Here is a 20,968-nt window from a genome sequence, read left to right on the forward strand (position 1 = left end):
AAACAGTTGGTTAAAATCGCGTAGCGATAACCAACTGTTTTTATTCCGTTTAAGCAACTTATAACCATTAAATTAAAAACTAAAAGTTTTGTTCGATATATAATGCTAAGTCTTCATACTCCTGTGCCATATCATCCATAAGTTCGATTTGATTGGCAGCCCAAGAACCCCGACCACGAAGCCGTGTTGTTGGGCGATGTTGAGATAAATACCTAATAGGTATATTTTGGAAAATGCTATCTGAAGCCATAACATTTAAATCTTCGATTCCTACAACATGATCAGTGTTAACAAATGATGGGACTGCTTGATAGCTAGTTATACTATTTAAATTAGGTATTAGCATATCTGTTATGGCAGTTTCGATTGAAGCTTGGTGTACTGCGTCTGCAGCAACCATCCGCTTAACTCCATTTCTATGCCTTGTATCAAAATTATTAAAAACCCATCCTCCGAACTTTGGCTTCCCTTTTGATAAGATTACAGGATCATTCGGATTATTTTGAAGATATCGTTGTTTACCCTGCTCCCAATCTTGAATGAACAAAGGAAGCATATCTCCAATTAAACCAACACAATATGATGAGAATAGATCTGGGGTACACGGAACAAGAAAATAGTCTGAACAATATAAAGATGAGCGCACTAACGTATTAAATGATGGGGGTAAATCTATCAACACATAATCATACTCAACACCATTAACGCGAGATGCTTCTTTTGTTAATAGCTCAGGAAGAATAAATCTATATAAACCCGAACCACCAATAACATCGGTACCGACATTTAAAACATCTGAGAATGAGTTTAGCCAAAAATCACCAGGAACAATATCTAACCTACCATTCTCATTAGGTATTTTGGGCGAAGAAGTATGTATTTGACCAAATCTGTTCTGTTGAATATAAGGGAGCGCAAAAGCTTTTACGGTTTGTCCAAATGGATTAGCTGTTGAGGTTTTAAGTAAATTAGCGAATTCTTGATCACCAAGACAAGCGATTGATAGATTACATTGAGGATCAAAATCTAAAAGTAAAACATTTTTGTCTAAATCAGCTAATGATACAGCTAAATTCCATATGATAGATGTTTTACCTACGCCACCTTTGTTGTTAAAAATTGATATTGTTTTAGTCATTTATAATTTTAAACCTCATACATTATTTAATGGTAATTGTGCGATGCTTCAATATGGTTATAACAGCTTATTGAACACCATTCTGGTGGTTTGTAACACACCAAAACGGCGTTTATTACATACCCTGATAATTTCACCAATAATTACCTTTGTAAACAGGTAATTAAAATAGCTAGGAATTATGCTTGTTACTTTTCCCCAAAGCGGTGGTTAATATTGATATCGGACAAAGTTATAACCCTACTCAAAAAAGTAGGAATAGATTTAACTTTTCTGTGACCGGTTTTCGCTCAAAGCTGAGCTTCGGCAAAGTGGCAAAAGCGGTCATATTGGACGCTCGAAAAGCTGGTTTGACAATCTCGTTTGCCCCCATTGCGTCTATAGGTCTATGCATCAGGAACTAACCGTTTGTTGAACATTTAAGTAGGTTGTTCCATTTTGGAACATACTGCAAATGTGTACAATTTGCGACCTCAAGATTTGATCCATTCGAGTTTGGGATTTTAAAATAGTCGAATTCGACCAGTTTGATTATTAGATCGCGATATAATCCGACTGACAACTGATCGCTCATAGCCGCACTTTGCAAAAGTACCAATTACGGACGGTAAAATAGAAAGAGATAAGAAGCGATCCCATCGCCTTTAGCTAATAGGACTTGTTGTTGAATCAACCTTTAATACAGATGCCAACACAAGTCCATATTTATAATTTTCAATTATTAATCAATAGTATAGATTTTTCACTCTTCACCTGAAGTGTTCGTTCATTAAAAACTCAATTACAGTAGCATAGCCTGCGGCTTTAAAATTTATACTATTTCAACTTCATCAAAATATAACCCTTTAATGTCGTGTTTTTTTGCTAATGTGTATAAACTATTTTGCGCATCTGTTGTGAAATACTGAAGCCCTGCTTCTCGCACTCTAAATAACTCAGGGTTTTCAATAGCACTTTTTGTGAACACCATTTTTTTAAATTTCCTTATCCTACTTAGCTTACCGTTTTTAATATTTCGGATGGTATGGTTTTCATTAAGAGCTTTGTCAAAATCTACCACATTAAATGCAAACCATTGTTCACCATCTAAATTGCATTCAAGTAATTCAATATTCTTACCAAAATCATTTAGGAATAAAGATGAAAATTTAGGTGATACAACAAGGGTTGAAGCACCTAAACCCGCTATATCAGGTTTAGCTAAGTTTTGATGTGCAACACTAGGTTCAATTAACCAATCAACGCCTAAAGTTCTCCAGTTGTCTCTCATACTACTACCATCAAACAATAATAACTGACCTTCGGTTAGTTGAATAGTTTGCTCGAACCCTGTTTCGTTGAGCAATAGAAACTCATCTGGATCAACACTAACACTAAATACTTTATTAAATTTATCTGACATTACACATTAGCCTGAGTTAAAGATTTAGTTATGGGGAATGTACCTTCGGCAAGCTCTTCACCTATTTCCCGCAATGTTTCAATAATACCTTGTCGACCTAAACCATCAGCAATCGTCTCATTAAGTAAAAACTCAACATTAAAATAGTACTTACCTGTATGGATTTTTGAATGCGAATACGCATCTGGAAGGATATCCATTGGAACATGCTTTTGAAATCGAGGTAAGTAAATACCATTAGCTTCATGGTCAATATCAATGCCGAACGCAGCTAACCTGAGTCGAGAACGAGCAGCACGCATATCACTCCAAGATACTATATGATGAGCAGCTGTATTTTTGGGTTTATTACCGCGCCCTGATTTAGCCATGTTTGCAGCTAACTTCTCAGCATGCTTTTTCATATGTTCCCAGCGAACATGTCGTGAATAGATTAAATCATCAGCTGAGATAATACCACGCTGATATTTCACAGAATCTATAATTTCACCACGATAATGTATTGAAAATGCTTGGGATTGGGCTTTAGCTAAACCACGATCACCTGTTACTAGAAACAAATCATTTTCAATATCTTGGACTGTTACTTCATGTATTTCTTGTCGCATAAAAAACTCCTTTTAAACTTTGTTTCTAATATAGAGTTTTACGCAAAAATGTACAAGCTCGAAAGTTTCATCAATAAAGTGAAAGTCGAAAAAAGCTTTCTAATGGTTTGTTTATATTAAATTGGACTTCCAGAGCAAAATTGATGATTCCTTAGGATCATCAGAACAGATCTATGCTTGATTCTGAACCTATACCAGATTGTGTGAAAATTATATGCAACTAAATTAGCGGGTTGCTTAATTCGAGGCAAATATTTTAATCTGAAGCGTACTTTTTGAGCTGAAATCCTTCCAGTATTATGAGCTTTTGAGTTTTCACACAGTCTGAGCGAGGAACGGACGGTGAGGTTGATCTCTATAAATGGTTATAAATCATCTATATCAACTTCGATGGTAGTGTTTAGAATTCTGTGTTATTTCATTAGAATACAACAAAGAGGAATGACACATGAGCAAAGAATTCGATTTAGACAAAGCAGTTGAAGCGCTGCGAACAGGCCAAGACCTAACCGGTAAAGATGGCTTTTTAACGTAAGCGTATAGCTAACGACACCTAGCTTTGCTTAATGTTCCAATTTAGTTTTTTGTAAATTAGTGATGGTTTGGTACGTCTCATTGAATGAGTGCCATGTTGAACTTCAACTTTACAACTATCCTTTATTGAAATATTTTGGCGTATCGGCTCATTAAAGGAGGTTATGTATGCACACAAATAGTAATTCAACATCATTCACCAGTACAGGCTTTAAAACAGCATGCAACATTTTATCATTGTGGGAATGCAGCTCTGAGCAAGCTCAATGTATACTTAAGCTCTCAAAAACTTCTTATGATAAATTTAAGGCTGCTCCTGAGACTGTAAAGCTCAACAACGAGCAATTAGAACGTATTAGCTGTCTATTAAATATTCACCACGCATTACGGTGCATGTTTAGCAACCCCGAAAATGTCAGGAAGTTTATGAAAATGAAAAATCATAATGATTTTTTTGCAGGTCGCTCACCTCTAGAAGTGATTGAGCATGGAGAATTCCTAGAACTTAACGAAGTAGCGAAGCGCATTGATGCATTGCAAAATAACTTATGAGCTGGAGGATAAGGGAAAAGTCGCTTGATGAATTAGACCGGCAACCCTTTCTATGATCATCACACTGATACACGCTAGCTGCCAACTCAAGTACACTAAGGCATCCCTCAGTATACTCTCATTCTATCGGCTGGCTTTTATATTTAACTTAATGATTAAAAATTTTTAGGAACTTACATAGCTAACTTTCAGGGAAGTCATTGTGATAAATAAATCGGTATTATTTGCTTTGACCATAGCTGCTTTTTCAGTTCAACCTCATTGTTGTACCTAAAGGGGTAGTGTTTAGAAATCTGTGCCATTTCAGTATTATTAAGAAAACAGGAGTAACACATGACTCAATCTTTCGACTCAATAATAGATTTAATAAAATTAATCAAATAAATATAAAAATAGGTCAGACCATCTCCACTACGCATTATTATTGCTACTACTCGCCAGCTTTTGCTGTAAACATTCTATTTGCTCTAACATTAACAACTCGCGAGCTAACGCATCATAAAGCTTTTTCTCCACATCCTTCACTCTTTCTTTTAAGCTCGCACTTTTACGTTCCGCACGTTCTAGCTTTTCGCGAATAGACAACGTACCGGAAACAGATGCAGCAGGTAAATTACTGTAACTCTCAATTAAACTGATAATCTCCCTATGCCTTGCTCTGCTCTTTTTAAGATACCCAGCATCAAACCCTGCTTCTTGGCTTACAATTGATGCCGTAACTTTATTTCGATCCAAATTTACAAAGCGAGCATTTTTGGGCTCATTAAGCTTAAGCCTTTCGAAAGCTTCAAAGCAACGATTTAAACCATCCCTCATTTGATTCGCCTCTTTTGTGTCTTCTCGTACTTGATTAAAGCATTTAATTCTTCCTGAACTATTTCTCTCTCGCCTGATGATGGTTCAAGCAGAGCAACATACTCAGTAAGCTCCTCTATTTGTTCTCTTACGCACTCAGGCTTAATTACCGCACAACTGCTAGATAAACAATTAATAAACTCACCGAGTATACGGCAATCACATTGAATTGGGTTTGTGCACCCCCCCAATAAAGTTTCCCGATAGTAAATCTCGCCATCACGAACTGCTTTTTCAGTTTTAGACCTTACTTCAAACAACGATATATCATCATCAATTGAGTCAATCATTGAACGTTGACGCTCAATATAGTTTGCTTTTTTACCATATAAAATATTATCTGTTGTAATAACTTGTTCAACTAGAGCATCAATAACAAAAGCTGTTCTAGCCTCTTTGAAATCAAAAATAGTATGTCCATTGGGAAACTCGAACAAGTCTTTTTCAGGATTGAAATAGCCAAATATTGAATTTATTTGTTCAAAATGCCGAGTGTAATATTTAGTCATCAATGATGTTAAATGCTTGAACTGAACTCTCAATGTTGAAAGGCTTACAAAGCCAGAGTTAGCTGCGTAATAAGCTAGTGAACGCCTATATTGATGTGCTGTAACATTCCACGCTTTGCCCACGGCAAATTTACCATCAGATAAATCGCTCTCCGGATTACTGACTCTCATCAAATCAATATCTTCTGCACTGATAATGAGTTCACTATGCCAATTTGGTTTATGCCTTTTTGTAAAATCAGTTCTTGGTCGAGATTTTCCTCGAATGTGATTGGGAGAGACGAATAGGTGTCCAAAAAACTTTCTACCTTCACACAAACTTAAGCCAACATTTATCTTTTTTAAAATATTAATTGCAGATTTCACATCACTATTAGCTAACCAAGTAGACACAGCGCGTGTTCCTCTGTGTTTAGTTGTAAAAGAGACGAGCTCAATAACTTCTGACTCGATTACAACCTTCCCGCCATCTTTAACGTCTGGAGAAAGCACCTTTTTTTTAATACAGTCCAGTGGCATCTCTAACGCTTCGCATTTTCGCATACCTGTAAATAAAACTATTGCTTCCAAACAAATATATTGAATTTGATATAAAGAGTGTACTAATGAATTTAAATCATGGACTTCGTATTTATCGAAAAACAAACTACCCAAATTATATTTTCTAATCAACTCAGGTGTTGTTAGTTGATAATCCGATACTTTTGTGCCTTTTCGTTTTTGCCCTTTTAGAGTACGACCTGAAATTTTATCAGAAAACTTAGCCAAAAAAGCTTCAATCCCCTCTAAGCTACTTTCTATAAACTCTAGATCACTGCCGACCCTGTTAACTATTTCTAAATAAATATTAGTCGGAATTACAGGGTGTTGCTTATGTTTACGGGCAAGTACCTCATTAAACTTATGCTTAGGGGTTACAAAACCAAGGTACTCTTTACTGAACCCTCTGACAGCATTAACTGTATCGATAATTGGTCGTTTTTTAAAATTTTTAGGATCCGATCGCATATATAAACTAAATAGGTTTTTTTGAGATAAAACTTCATACAAACTCATCTCAACTAAGCTATCCCGCTTCTTATTCTCAAGGCAAAATCGACCTATTTCCGCCAGAACGTAGAAGTATCTACGAAGAGTTGGTACTGACAAAGAACCATAACGGCCACCTCTATTCTGGTATATAAGAAGAAATAAAAAATATTTTATCTGTTCAATAATAATCCTTTCATAGTCAGACTGTTTATCTTTTAAATTAAGAATTTGAAGAAAATCAAATTTTGGCTCATTATTTGAAGATAAACTAAAAGGTGTAAAGTCCCACTTATCCTCTGAATATATTGAAATAACGCCGTTACCGTCAAAACTAATAATCGTATTCGAATCAGGTTTAATTGAGTCTATCCACACAGGTTTAATCGAACTATCTTTCTCTAATATGATTTCTTGTAACTGATGGAGGTTTTTCATAACTAAAATATCACTCCCATTGACTCATACCTGCGTAAACGTAGCTCCCAAAATGGAGTCAACTCCCCCAATTCCCATACAAGGTAGTTTACGTCTTCAAATATTTCATTAGCAGCAACTGAGCTATTTTTCAACTGCTCAACTATTGCATGAATACGAATATGCAATCTATTTATAAAATCCATATGATTATCTAAATATAGACTTTTACTTTTTACAGAACTCACAACAAAACTTAAACTAAGCAACTTGTGTAAATCTTTTTTATCTACATGGAGGCAATATTTATTACAAAATAAGCAACCATATTGAGTCTTACAGTTTGGCTCAAGCATAGGAGAAGGATACATAGGTTGGGGATTATTGAAGTCCACACAGTGCCCTATAGCTATCGACTTTCCGCCTTCAAAAGAGTGAATATCATTCTTATTAGAGTCAGATACAATTTTGACTTGCTCTGCGGCCTTCTTAACACTTCGCCAAAAAGTGAGTAACTCCTGAGATTGCTGTGAGGTCTTAGTATTAGAATAAACTTTCTTACTAACCTCTACTGAATGATTTAACACATCTGCAATCGTATTTATAGAAACACCTATATCATGTAAGTGAACAGTTTTTATTCTGCGAACTTCTCTAACCGTTAGCACCTTAAACCCTGTAGGGAAAAAGCGTCCCTCTAACCGATTATAAACACGACCAATATCATCTTCTTTAATAGGTCTTACATAAGGCTTATTTATTAGAGATTGCTTACCTGACGGTATTATATACCGAATAAAAAGGCTCTCATTTAAAGGTGCGCCTGCTATGTTAGTTACCCACTTTCTCAATATCAGGTAGGCCTTCAACACTTTGACACCATTACGGTGCAGTCGATATGAAGTAACTTTACCTCTTGCTCTTAATTTAACCGCTCGAAATTCATTCGAATATTCAGGTTTTTCACAATTTATTTCATCGCAACACTCTAATTGCAAAACTTCAGAGCGATGGATTCCCGTTATGATAAGGAATACTTCCAAGTAGCAGCAACAGGCCAAATCAAGAAGACGCATTCTTACATGACTTGTCATATTGGTATTATTATACTCAAGGTTTTTGACTGCATCTTTTGTAGTCCAAAGAGCACAGGGACGGTCTTTTTTTTTCAAAGGTAGCATTTCTTCATGTGTATAAACATGACCCTTTTCATAGTTATAAGAAGAACATAACTTTGTTGAATGTTTGGTTTTTACTGTTCCTACCTCATTAGGGAAAACATAAATATCTTCATTCTGATATTTCATTAGATATGGAAATTTACGCTCTTCTACTATTAGCCCTGTTAACCCAATTGCAATATCAATCAAGCTATTCATCACTTCTCTACACTCTTCAACAGAACGCACTTCTATTGGCTGCTCAACGGATTTCAATTTATATATAGCTTGATTCAATCTAAATCTAAAGCTCTCTCCAAAGCGAAGTACCAGTAATGAAGTCAAACTCGCCTGATTTTGAGCTGCGGTTCTTTGTCCCCAAGGTTTGCTTTTCTGCTTCACTTGATATTCAATTACTCGCGTCCAATATATGAAAGCTTCCACAGCTTCGGTTTTTGTCTCCAAGAAGTTGGGGTGTCCATTTTCAATAAACCACAAAGTAAACTTTAATATATGAGAAGCTTTTAACAACTTGGTAGTGCCAGAGTTAGAAGTCGTGCTTAGATAATCTAAAAAAGCATTTATTAATTTAATTCTTCCTTGCTTGAGTTTTTCACCTTCGGGTATATACACACGCCTTTTTTGAATGTAAGAAAAGTTTTTAGAACTTGTCGAAAACTTCTCGTAAGCGACAATGCCAAGATCAAATAAAGAAACTCTGACGTGATCCTCAAACCTAATAAAAATATTTTGAGGGTGTGTGACCTCAACTTCATATGGGGAACTAGAAATAATAATTGGATTTCGCTCAAAAGGCATTTATAGCGTCCTTAGTGAAATCATTATCACTATCCCCGAATAGCTTTCTTTCATATTCACGCTGAGCAAACAACCTTTCATCAAGAGTTGTAAACAACTTTAAATACCCCTCAGTCGTTTCTCTATGAGTATGATGAAGTCGTTTTTGAATCACTGTAATATCGTCACCTATTCTTAGCTCACCTGACTCTAATAGCGGTGCAAAAGACTGGTATAGCTTTAAAGCATAAGTAGCTCTGAGCCAGTGAAATGTATAATTACTCGGGATTTTACCGTTCGATAGTTTTATTAGTCTGTCAGAGATAGATTTTGTATTTCCACCTGCGGGTCTTGTCCTACACTTTATATAACGAGGGTCACTCTTAGCCATATAATGACAATTACCTTCACGTGATAAAAAAATATACATATCTTTCTCACTAAAAATATCTCCATATAACGACCTAAACTTAGCAACTCTTTTAAGGTAAGTTTCCGACTCTACCCACATTCTTAACTTATCCACGATAAAAGAAGGAATATACAAAGTATGGGGCTTATTAAACTTAGTATCCGCACCATTCCTAGTATTTACATTCAAAATATATACCCCCCCCTCTTTAAGTGAGGCTTCATTGAATTGCTCCAAATGACTTACTCTGAGTGTTAAAATCGTTTGTTTTCGTTCGCCTGTAAATAACGCCAAAAACAATATTAACTTTTGATCTGTTTTAAACCCAAATTGATTAATACCGTCAATTAGTGCTAAATACTCCTCATTATTTAGCGGCCTTAACTCTTCACCCTCATCCCTAACAAATCCAACTTTTACAGTAGAAGATGAACTGCACACAGGTACAGACTGACTACGTTTTTCTACATCCTTTTCAATATAGCCGTACTTTGTATTTATAGAAACCTTGACACTTTTAGTGATGTCTACCTTACGGATATCGATGTTATGCTTGCCTATATCGGAAATGTACTTATAAAATTCGTACACATATTTAGTTTTCCTATTTAATGTAATACCTTGAATATTACAATTGTCCAAAAGGTGTCTAAAAAATCGATAAGTTGGTCTTCCGATAGGCCGTAATGAAGAAAAATCATAAATGTCTAAGTTATTATTCTCGCAGAAAACTTTATACTCGAGCAAAGCCCAAGCTACTCGTCTTAAATGATCATTTGGCTTGTTATTTTGTAATGACTCTTTTGCAAGTCTATATAAATAAAGATTAGCAGTAGTCCAAGGTTCACCATTCTTACAAAACAAATATGGTACTTGATATACACAGTTGAAAGATTCTAGATATGTATTAGTAAACTCATAAAATTGAATCACCTTTCGGCCATCAATTGATACAAGTTCACCATTAGATGCATCTTGCTGCGGTAACTGAGAAAACTCAGAATTACAGTGTTCAACAATAGGAATTATTTCTAACCGCTCTAATCTGGTCAGCATGTCGACACTCTAAAATAAATTAAACTAATGTAAATTTAGAAGTGTCAAGCCTGAAAATCAACTATACCTTGTCAATTAAGTAAATCCACTATGCGATTTGGATATCGGCCTTTCATTTCTTTTTGCACATCGCGGTAACTGGTTGCCCAAAAGTGAGCAAGATCTTGAGTTAACTGCAAAGAACGTTTACCTGGCGATAATAACTCCATCAATAAGGGCAGTTTACCTTGAGCGAGCACAGGAGATGTAGTCATCCCGTATACTTCTTGTATTCGCACACTGAGCTTTGCTGGCCCCTCGAGTTGATAGCTTATTTTTATATTTGAGCCACTGGGTACAGTTAATCTCAGTGGTAATAGCGTTTTTAAGGCACTTTGCTGCTGCCAATCAAAACAATTTTGCAGCGCTTCAAAGTAATTAAACTTTTTAAGCTGATCGAGCGTTTTTATATCTTGTAGATATACGCCAAGCCAAGTTTCAGCATTTTCAATTAAAGACTGCTCAGTAAGCACTGGGAACTGCTCTGGCATCAATTTATACGCTAAGCACATACGAATAAGCAGCTGTTGAGCATCGAGTTGCTCGTTAAACAGTGCAAATCCCTGCTTTTTAAATAAACTAAGCCATGCTTTGGCACGCTCATTTTTATCAAGCTTTTGCTTACTTGGTTGGCTGCTTAGGGTTATAGCGCCGAGGTTTATCTCGTCTTGATGAATAAAGCGCGCAGCTTTTTCATCAAATTCACAGCGAGTTTGCTCAGTAAATAAATGCGGCAAATATTCCTTCAGCTCAAATGGGTGCAAAGCTGTTGCAGCAAATATCCGCCCACCTTTATGCCCGCCCATTGATGCTATTGCTAGGAATTCGTCATTGTGCCAATAATCGCTATTGAGTTCAGCGCCTGCGCCATTTGCAAGTAAATAGCCGTTGCCGCGCTTTTTTGCAATCCGGTCTGGATAAGCAAGTGCCACCAGCACACTGAGGTATTCGCTCTTTAGTTCACTTTTATCATCGCTTACTTTTAAACGACTTTGCCAATATTTTAGCTGCTGTTTAAATACGGGGTGAAGCCGTTGTTGCATACTGTGTAGAGCAACATTAAGCTCAGCAGCGCAATTAACACGGCTTTCTAATAAAGCGACCAAATAAATGGCTAAACGATAAATCCCCGCATTTTGCGGTTCAAGCTGCTGCGCTTTTAACAACATATGTGCCAAGCGAATATCAGCACCAAACGTCAACATATTACTGCCTAAAGGCGTAAGCTTTCCCTTAATATCTACTGCTTCTAACATCTGTAGTAAACTTAATGCTTGACTGCATTGCTGCTCGGTTGGTTTATCCAGCAATGTTAGTTCGCTGATATCGGCTCCCCACAACTTGGCTTCGAGCATAAGTTGGCTGATATCTGAAGTGAGAATTTCAGGGTTATCGTGGCTATTACGTCGCTCAAAGGTTTGCTTGGAACCCAGTCTGTACACCACTCCAGGCTCAATACGTCCAGCACGCCCTGCCCGCTGCACTGCAGATGAGCGAGAAATATTTTGTGTGCTGAGCTCTGTTACCCCAGTTTTTAAATTAAAGTTCGCAGCGCGGCGCTTTCCACTATCAACAACAATACGAATGCCTTCAATGGTTAAACTGGTTTCAGCAACATTGGTGGTTAGCACTATTTTTCGCATGCCCTGAATGGCGGGCGCAATAGCCGCTTGTTGCTGGTTTTTATCTTGCTCGCCAAATAGGGTAAATATCTCACAATCTGTGGGTAAGTCATTCAGCGCTTGTTGAACACGTACTATTTCACGCTGTCCTGGTAAAAATACCAGCGCGCTACCTGTTTGCTCACTCATTGCTTGTTTTATAATTTGCGGGATTGCATCAAGCCAGCGGCTTTCATCTTTTATTGAAATATACACTTCGTCAATTGGGAAGCTGCGCCCTTGTGATTGCACTACAGTGCAGTCAAAAAAATCTGAATAACGCTCGCTATCAAGAGTTGCCGACATCAATAAAATAGTTAAATCGTCACGCAGTGCAGCTTGAGACTCTAATGCAAACGCCAATGCGGTATCGGCCGCAATAGAGCGCTCATGAAATTCATCAAATATCAGTAAGTCAACGCCACTGAGCTCAGGGTCGTTTTGTAGCATACGCGTGAGCATGCCTTCGGTAACAATTTCAAGGCGGGTATTAACACTGACTTTAGTTTCCTGCCTGATGCGTAAACCAACACTTTGTCCTACGGTTTCATTTTGGCACTGTGCTAAATAGTTGGCAATATTACGTGCAGCTAAGCGACGTGGCTCAAGCATGACAATGCGCTGAAAATGTCCATCACGCATGAGCTGCAAAGGCAACCACGTTGATTTACCCGCCCCTGGTGGAGCTTGTAATAATACCATAGGCTGGTTTTTTAGTTGGGTAACTAACTCTGTATAAATATTTTCAACGGGTAGCACAAGTCTTACCATTAATGACCATTTTGCTGATTGTAACTCAAGCTACGTTAAAATTTCAGCTTTGCGGTAATATTGCTATAGCTTTGAAGTTCACCAGATAACAAGTATTTACGATAATGCTTCACCACATCGTCACTTTGCCAATGTAGTTTTTCCGTTCCGGGGGCTATAGCAACCCACGCATTTCGTTGATTTTCTTTTGCTAAATACAGTGCCCCATCAGCAAGTTCGATAACTTGCTCCCAGTTAAACAACTCCGGCATCGCAGCTATAAACGGATAGCAGGCAAACCCTACCGAACAAGTACAATGCAAAAACTCATTATTATTTAAAGTAAACTGATGATTTTCAATAACATTTACCATACGATTTAACGTATATGCGGCTTCATCAAGGGTGAGATTATCCATGACGAGTAAAAACTCTTCCCCGCCCCAGCGGATCAATAAGTCACTATCACGGCTGTGTTGTTGCAGTATTTTTGAAAACTGTTCCAACACCTGATCCCCTACCGCATGACCATGGCTATCGTTAATATTTTTAAAGTGATCAATATCAACCAATGCAAATACGAGGTTTTGCAATTGGGCTGGCGGGAGTAGATGATTAGTTCGTGCTAATTTAGCAAGCTGTTGGTTTATAACACTAAAGAAGTAATGACGATTGTGTAGCCCCGTCAAACTATCACTATAACTCATTGTTTTTAAAAGCTCATTACTTTTAGCGAGTGCGTGCGTACGCTCTGCAACTTGTTGTTTTAGCGTCACTAAGTAACGCTGATTCTGCCAGCGCCAATAAATAAATGCTAATCCACACATGATCAAAATACCAGCTAACAACCAGCGCTGTTGTTGTAATTGCTGATTTTCAATTGTTTGCTGTTGCTGTAATAATCGCTGCTCTTTTAATGAGTTATCTTTACCTAATAGTAATAATTGTTGATTTTGCGAGTTAAATTTAAAATGCGCTTCTAGCTGTAACACTTTATTATTGCGCCGTTGTAAGCTCAGTGCATCTTTGGTCAGCCCATAGCGATTTAGATAGCGATACGCCAACTTATACTCTTTTTGCTGACGATAAGCATTCGCCACCAAAAACTGTAATTGTGCCTGCTCATCTAAAAAGCGCGTATTGTAGCTATTTTCGAGCTGCGATAACGCTGTATTTATTGCCAGCTTAAATTTGCCTGCTTGCAAATAGCAGTTGGCCAACGCTAAATAATAATGCAAACGAACTCGCTCTTGCGATTTACGGATCTGGGCAGGATCAACGTTAGCTAACATCAGCTGTGCTGCTTGGTAATCACCAAGTTTAAGAAGGATCTGTGCTTGATTAACCGCAATTTCATACATAGTATCACCAGTATTTGCAGTCACATTTTGTGCATTATTGCTTGCCTGTAACGCTTGATGGTAACTCCCCATAGCCAAATAGGTTTTACTTTGCCAAAGGTACATAAGTGCTGTGTATTCTGAGTTTTCATTTTTATAAAAATCAACGGCATGCTGTATATACTCCTGTGCTAAACGAAAACGCTCCAACTCCATTTCTAAATGCGCCAAGTGTAAATAAGCCCAAGCAGTGTACGTTTTATTTCCTGCGGATTGCGCTAATTCCAAAGCATAATAATTAAGCTTTACGCCTTCTTCAAATGCCCCATAACGACGCTTGACCATAGCCTCAAATAAGTAACTTTCAACTTCAATTTCCAACGCCTGCTGAGATACGGCTAATTGCCGTAATTCATTGATATAACTCATTGCATGGAGCATATTATCAGCATCAATATCTGCTTTAAACTTATCGTAATAGCGCTCTAACTGTTGCTTATCTTGCGCTGGAGTACTCGCAAAAAGCTCACAACCATAAACTAAGAGTAATAAACAAAATACGTTAAAAGAACTTTTCATTGGGTGGGTACTATCATTTGCTGATTGATTATCTGCCAATCTTTAACATACTGATTGATAAATCCTGATTGCTTAAAAGCCTTGGCGATAATACCGCGTTGTTGCAATATTTTTAAACCTGCTGAAAGGGCTTGAGCAACGTCTTTACCTTGCGGGTGTTTTTTACTTACAACAAAATGGCGTGTATCAGGCAACACCACCTTAACGTTGTTTATTGGCGTAAATAATTGTCCGTCATAATTTAAATCCAAATTAGCACCCACACTAAAATTAATCATCATCGCATCAACCACTTGCGCTTTAACCATTGCCAGCATATCCTCCCACGGGCCAATATAGCTAATTACACTCATAGGAGTGTTAACCAATGCCCGCCAATCAACATGCCAACGAGGATTAACCACCACAGTCAATTTATTAAGTTGCGATGCTTGTAATTGCTGCGCATGTAGATTATCAGCAGCAACATATAAGCCTGCTTCATACTGTCCAAATTTAATTACAGCTTCGCTAACATAAAGCGAGCCTCGATAATTTAAGATATCTTCATGCCACATACTGCGTGCCAGCATTAGGCTAGAGCCATCAATTAAAGCATCAAACTCAGTACTGCTGATCCATGACTGTGCGCGAAACTCTACAGGGCGAGTTTCACCACCTAAGTATAAGGCTTGCTGGAGTAAGATCATTTCCACGATTTCAAGATGGGAGCCATGTGTATTGGCAGTAAAATCATTAACACGAAGCACGTCACGACCATTTAAAAAAGCACTATAACGTTCACTAAAATTTTCATCTGTGTGAATATCAATAATCAATACTGGCTTTGCGACTAAACCACAACTAAACAACATTAATAAATAAAAAAAACACTTCATAAACAAAGCCCTAATCATAAAAAATTACAGCAACAAAAGGCCATAGTGGCTAATTATACAGCAACAATGAATTAATTGTTAATTTACGTTGTTTTATGTAATAAAAACCACTACTTTTTTCAGTTTTCTTTTTATTAATTTGCAACCTAGATATTAAGAAAAGCGACTCCTCTTAATATCTACAAATGCTGGCGTTTAGAATTAAAGATTAGCTATTTAACTTGGATTATTGAGATAAGGCGAAATTTACCGCAGTTTCAGCATGAATTTTAGTCGTATCGTATAGGGGCACATTGGTGTGTTGCTGCAGCACTAACAATGCTATTTCTGTACAACCTAAAATTACAGCCTGCGCACCTCGGTCAAAAAGGCTCTGTATAATTTGTAGATATTGCGTTCTCGATGCTTTGTTTATCTTACCTAAACAAAGCTCTGAATAGATAACATCATGAATAACTTTCCGCTGTGAAGGCTCTGGAATAAGTACTTCAATATTGTGCTTATCGGCTAAGCGCCCTTTGTAGAAATCTTGCTCCATTGTAAATTTAGTACCTAATAACCCCACGCAAGTAATTTTGTCATGCTTGAGTTTTTCAGCTGTTGCATCTGCTATATGCAGGATAGGAATTGAGATATTTTTCTCAATATCATCCGCCACTTTATGCATGGTGTTAGTACAAATAAGTAAAAAATCTGCGCCACCTGCTTCTACTGCCATCGCAGCTTTAATAAGTATATTCGCAGTTTCTGGCCAATCACCTTGGTGCTGCAGCGTTTCAATTTCAGCAAAGTCGACGCTTACCATGCAAATTTTGGCACTGTGCAGCCCACCCAACGCATCTTTAACACCTTGGTTTAACGCTTTGTAATAGCTGGTTGTCGACTCCCAACTCATGCCGCCGAGCATGCCGATTGTTTTCATAGCTAGTACCCACTTTCGATAGCAGTTTGCGTTTCGCAGCAAGTTAAAAATAGCCGCTCTTCATTAGAATTTAGTTAGCCTTATTAACTGTACTGATCACAGAATCAGACAATAACAGCTTATCGTCTTTATATACTTCAAGCCAACCTGGTGGTGAGGTATCACTGCCAATTACCGTTACTTGCAATACGTAGCTATAGCGGCCGTTTTTAAATGTGTAACTATGATTACCGCCACTGCCTTCAAACTCTATATCACCATGTTCTAAGATAATATCGGGTTTATCATTGGGCTTTTTATCAATACTCCACGATACATAGCGGAAGTTTCCATCACCTAAATCATCAACTCGAATACGGTATTTAGCCGTTTGCCAATCTAAAATAGGCTCTACAAAAGTATTAATACTTGGGTGAAGCGCTTGCTTATCAGCTGCTATTAAATTTTTAGCCTGCAACTGCTCTTTGGCCGTTTGGTAATTGATACCGATAATTTTACCGTCGGTATCAACCCAAACGACACCGCTATTAAGCATAATGCCCCGCCAACCTACTTTATCCCAGTCAGTATCGATATTTGAATCAACAATCTGTTTAATAAGCGTCTCATCAAACACGTCATCAAAACGCTCAACTAACTCAGCTTCATTATTAATATCAGGTACTGGATATGTGCGCGAAAGCGGATAACTAATATGTGAGGAAATAGCCGCTTTATCGTGGTTTTTAAATGCTTTTATAAGATCTACAATAGGCTGTTGATATTGTTGTTCAAGCGCAAAACTATTCGCGCTTAATAACAAAGCCAAGCTCAAGATAACGTAATTTATAAACTTCATGTGTAGCCCTTTAATCATCTTTAAATTTTAACTAATAGCTTATAATATTATCAGCTCGTAAATTTTGGTTCGTTTTAAAAACTATAAAGATTAACAATAAATATAAAAGTTATTGCTCCGAATAGAAGAGAAGCCAATGCATTTATGTAAATCCTAGGGTTATAACTCTTCAATAATCGCTCTTTCATTAAAGCCACTGGAATTAAAGCTAAGCACAAATACGCAAACCAAGGGGAAACGAATATATCTATTAAGTTAGATTGCATTAAAACAGCACTATTACCGTATGTTGCATCGCTAATAGTTTTAAACCTCTCGCGGTCGAATGCTATAACTGAAACCCCTAATAACAAAACTATAAGGAAAAATAACAGCCCAGAATTCAGAACCCGTTTCCACAAGCTGACCCTTTCATTTTTTATAGAAGGTAAAGGGTTCATTTTATTTCCCTTTGACTGCTTCTAATTGTTGCTTTGTTATGAGCGATTTAAGCTTTCCTCTTATTTTAGTCGAGGATATCTGAAAACCAGAAGCCTTAATCTCTATTTTTCACGAATTTCAGCGTAACAACCAGAAACAGCATTAACACCAAACCCAGTGTTACCTAAGCCAATACCAAAACTACTAATACTTAATCTAATTTCCATGAGATTTTACACTAACTTTCCTTAATTCTAGATATAAAGTACAAACATTATACTGCCACTCAACATATTTCAATGACAGGTACAATAAAGATTGGATTTTAATAAATAAAAAATACTAAAACTTAGTAAGTATCCTTGGTACGCAGAGTTAACCCCTCTACTTCACTTTATCGGGGGTCATGCCATTAAACTGACCGCTTACAGCTGCCCTACTCCGGCTCATATCCCAAATTAGGCGACAGCCACCTTTCGGCCTCTTCCAGCGTCATGTTGGTTCGTTTAGCGTAATCTTCAACCTGATCCTTTTGCACTGCCGCTACGGCGTAGTATTTAGCTTGTGGGTGAGAGAAGTACCAGCCTGATACCGCAGCGCCGGGCCACATGGCGTATGAGCTGGTGAGCTGCATGCCAATACGCTTTTCAGTATCGAGTAGTTGCCAAATTTTCTTTTTCTCTGTGTGCTCTGGGCACGCTGGGTAACCTGGCGCTGGGCGAATACCTTGGTAGTTTTCACGAATAAGATCTTCATTCGCGAGGTTTTCGTCTGGGGCAAAACCCCAATATTCTTTACGTACTTGTTCGTGTAAGTACTCAGCAAAGGCTTCGGCGAGTCTATCGGCCACCGCTTTTACCATTATTTTGTTGTAGTCATCTTGCTGTGCATCGAACGCATCGGCTAGGTCATCTTCCTCAAGACCACCAGTTACCGCAAATGCACCAAAGTAATCAGGTGTACCTTTCGGGGCGATGTAATCAGCTAAGCAGTAGTTAGCAAAGTCGGTTTTTTCTGTTTGCTGACGTAAGTGACACGACGTGGTTAATAGTTCAGCACGAGTTTCGTCTGTGTATATTTCAATATCGTCACCCACGCGGTTAGCAGGGAATAAACCAATTACACCAAGCGGTTGCAAACTGCCTGACTTTTCAAGATCGTCTAACATGTCGTTAGCGTCTTTAAATAAGCTTTGTGCCTGCTCGCCAACCACTTCATCAGTCATGATACGTGGGTATTTACCGGCGATTGACCAGGTCATAAAGTATGGCGTCCAGTCTATGTATTTACGCAGCGTTGCTATTGAGACATTTTTAAACTCTGTCACGCCCAGCTTTTTCGGCACCGGTGGGGTGTAATTATCCCAATCAAGTTGTGCAGCATTGTCGCGGGCACGTTGAATAGTCACCGGTTTTGAGCGTGGCTTTTTGCGTGCTTGCTGCTCGCGTACTTTTACGTATTCAGCGCTGGTTTTTGCTAAAAATTCAGCTTTATGCTCTTTCGATAATAAATTAGAAACCACGCCTACGGCGCGACTGGCGTTATTCACATATACCACGCCTTTGTCGTATTGCGGTTCAATTTTAACGGCTGTATGAGCTTTTGAGGTAGTCGCGCCACCAATCAATAATGGCAACTCAAAACCACGGCGTTTCATTTCTTTGGCAACATGCACCATCTCATCAAGCGAAGGAGTAATAAGCCCTGATAAACCAATAATATCGGCTTTTTCATCAATGGCGGTTTGCAATATTTTATCGGCAGGCACCATTACGCCTAAATCGATAACTTCATAGTTATTACATTGCAGTACAACGCCCACAATGTTTTTACCAATATCATGTACGTCACCTTTAACGGTGGCCATCACGATTTTACCGTTAGTAGCCCCTTCTTCTTTTTCAGCTTCAATATAAGGGTCTAGGTAGGCCACTGCGCGCTTCATCACTCGCGCCGATTTAACCACTTGCGGTAAAAACATTTTACCCGCGCCAAATAAATCCCCTACCACGTTCATGCCGTCCATTAACGGCCCTTCAATCACATGAATAGGTTTATCGGCAGCAGCACGGCACTCTTCGGTGTCTTCATCGATAAAGGTGGTAATGCCTTTAACCAATGCGTGCTCTAAGCGTTTTTCAACTGGCCAAGTACGCCATTCTAAATCTTCAACTCGCTCAGCTTGTGCCATGCCAGAGTATTTTGGTGCCAACTCAACTAAGCGCTCGCCTGCACCTGGGTCGGTATTTAAAATAACGTCTTCAACCGCTTTTCTAAGCTCTGCTGGTATATCGTCATACACAGCGAGTTGCCCAGCATTAACAATACCCATATCCATGCCCGCTTGAATGGCATGATATAAAAATACTGAGTGAATAGCCTCTCGCACAGGGTTATTACCACGGAACGAGAACGATACATTCGACACCCCGCCCGACACTTTACAGTGTGGCAAGTTTTGCTTAATACGGCGCGTGCCTTCTATAAATTCAACTGCGTAGTTATCGTGCTCTTCAATACCGGTGGCAACTGCGAAAATGTTCGGATCAAAAATAATGTCTTCTGGCGCAAAGCCTATTTCATCAACCAAAATGCGGTAACTGCGCTGACAAATTTCAAACTTGCGATCGGCTGTATCTGCTTGGCCGTCGGTATCAAATGCCATAACCACTGCAGCGGCGCCAAAGCGTTTAATAATTTTAGCTTGGCGAATAAATGGCTCTTCGCCTTCTTTTAACGAGATTGAATTTACAATTGCCTTACCTTGAATGCACTTTAAGCCCGCTTCAATCACTTCCCATTTTGAGGAGTCGACCATGATGGGTACTTTAGAAATATCAGGTTCTGAAGCAATCAAATTTAAAAATTTAACCATCGCCGCTTTTGAGTCCAACATGGCTTCATCCATATTGATATCAATTACTTGCGCGCCGTTTTCTACTTGTTCGCGAGCAACGTTAAGGGCGGTCTCATAATCTTCTTCCATGATCAAACGCTTGAACATGGCTGAGCCGGTAACATTGGTACGTTCGCCGACGTTGGTAAATACTGCTATTTTTTGTGTCATCTCG

The 20,968-nt window shown here is 38.3% G+C and carries 15 protein-coding genes; 1 reads left to right on the forward strand and 14 read right to left on the reverse strand.

The window, feature by feature from the left end:
• Positions 1-79: 79 nt before the first annotated feature.
• The 3 genes from J7338_RS06950 to J7338_RS06960 all read right to left on the reverse strand — a co-directional run bounded on the left by J7338_RS06950 (position 80) and on the right by J7338_RS06960 (position 3,148).
• Entirely contained in the window at positions 80-1,138 is a 1,059-nt protein-coding gene (locus J7338_RS06950; RefSeq protein WP_210796358.1) for a ParA family protein, read from the reverse strand.
• 811 nt (positions 1,139-1,949) lie between these two features.
• Positions 1,950-2,540, reverse strand: a complete 591-nt coding sequence (locus J7338_RS06955; protein WP_210796359.1) for a hypothetical protein — start codon at positions 2,538-2,540, stop codon at positions 1,950-1,952.
• Positions 2,540-3,148 (reverse strand): AHH domain-containing protein, encoded by a 609-nt coding sequence (locus tag J7338_RS06960; protein ID WP_210796360.1) that lies wholly within the window; start codon positions 3,146-3,148, stop codon positions 2,540-2,542. The genes J7338_RS06955 and J7338_RS06960 overlap by 1 nt, the downstream gene beginning before the upstream one ends.
• Positions 3,149-3,850: 702 nt before the next feature.
• Here J7338_RS06960 and J7338_RS06965 point away from each other — a divergent pair.
• A complete protein-coding gene (locus J7338_RS06965) occupies positions 3,851-4,234 on the forward strand; it encodes an antitoxin Xre/MbcA/ParS toxin-binding domain-containing protein (RefSeq protein ID WP_210796361.1) in 384 nt (127 codons plus the stop codon).
• Positions 4,235-4,645: 411 nt separating this feature from the next.
• Here J7338_RS06965 and J7338_RS06970 read toward each other — a convergent pair whose 3' ends face one another.
• The 11 genes from J7338_RS06970 to metH form a co-directional block, all read right to left on the reverse strand.
• On the reverse strand, positions 4,646-5,050 hold the full coding sequence (locus J7338_RS06970; RefSeq protein ID WP_210796362.1) for a hypothetical protein: 405 nt from the start codon (positions 5,048-5,050) through the stop codon (positions 4,646-4,648).
• A complete protein-coding gene (locus J7338_RS06975; protein ID WP_210796363.1) occupies positions 5,047-7,065 on the reverse strand; it encodes a hypothetical protein in 2,019 nt (672 codons plus the stop codon). The genes J7338_RS06970 and J7338_RS06975 overlap by 4 nt, the downstream gene beginning before the upstream one ends.
• Before the next feature lie 2 nt (positions 7,066-7,067).
• Positions 7,068-9,023: a hypothetical protein gene (locus tag J7338_RS06980; protein WP_210796364.1), complete on the reverse strand. Its 1,956-nt coding sequence runs from the start codon at positions 9,021-9,023 to the stop codon at positions 7,068-7,070.
• Entirely contained in the window at positions 9,013-10,470 is a 1,458-nt protein-coding gene (locus J7338_RS06985; protein ID WP_210796365.1) for a site-specific integrase, read from the reverse strand. Before J7338_RS06985 ends, J7338_RS06980 begins: the two co-directional genes overlap by 11 nt.
• A 71-nt stretch (positions 10,471-10,541) precedes the next feature.
• Complete coding sequence (hrpB, locus tag J7338_RS06990; protein ID WP_210796388.1) at positions 10,542-12,929, reverse strand: ATP-dependent helicase HrpB; 2,388 nt, start codon at positions 12,927-12,929, stop codon at positions 10,542-10,544.
• A 47-nt stretch (positions 12,930-12,976) separates the two neighbouring features.
• Positions 12,977-14,839, reverse strand: a complete 1,863-nt coding sequence (locus tag J7338_RS06995; protein WP_210796366.1) for a GGDEF domain-containing protein — start codon at positions 14,837-14,839, stop codon at positions 12,977-12,979.
• Positions 14,836-15,717, reverse strand: a complete 882-nt coding sequence (locus J7338_RS07000) for a hypothetical protein (RefSeq protein ID WP_210796367.1) — start codon at positions 15,715-15,717, stop codon at positions 14,836-14,838. The genes J7338_RS06995 and J7338_RS07000 overlap by 4 nt, the downstream gene beginning before the upstream one ends.
• A gap of 226 nt (positions 15,718-15,943) precedes the next feature.
• The gene (locus J7338_RS07005; protein WP_210796368.1) at positions 15,944-16,639 is read right to left on the reverse strand and encodes an aspartate/glutamate racemase family protein; all 696 of its coding nucleotides are present in this window, start codon (positions 16,637-16,639) and stop codon (positions 15,944-15,946) included.
• A gap of 70 nt (positions 16,640-16,709) precedes the next feature.
• Positions 16,710-17,477 carry a hypothetical protein gene (locus tag J7338_RS07010; protein WP_210796369.1) on the reverse strand — a complete coding sequence of 256 codons (768 nt, stop codon included), beginning with the start codon at positions 17,475-17,477 and terminating at the stop codon, positions 16,710-16,712.
• 74 nt (positions 17,478-17,551) lie between these two features.
• Positions 17,552-17,917 (reverse strand): hypothetical protein, encoded by a 366-nt coding sequence (locus J7338_RS07015; RefSeq protein WP_210796370.1) that lies wholly within the window; start codon positions 17,915-17,917, stop codon positions 17,552-17,554.
• Positions 17,918-18,333: 416 nt separating this feature from the next.
• On the reverse strand, positions 18,334-20,964 hold the full coding sequence (gene metH, locus J7338_RS07020; RefSeq protein WP_210796371.1) for a methionine synthase: 2,631 nt from the start codon (positions 20,962-20,964) through the stop codon (positions 18,334-18,336).
• Between the last annotated feature and the right edge of the window lie 4 nt (positions 20,965-20,968).

The sequence above is a fragment of the Pseudoalteromonas ostreae genome, assembly GCF_018069805.1.
In the GTDB taxonomy this organism is placed as follows: Bacteria; Pseudomonadota; Gammaproteobacteria; order Enterobacterales; family Alteromonadaceae; genus Pseudoalteromonas; species Pseudoalteromonas ostreae.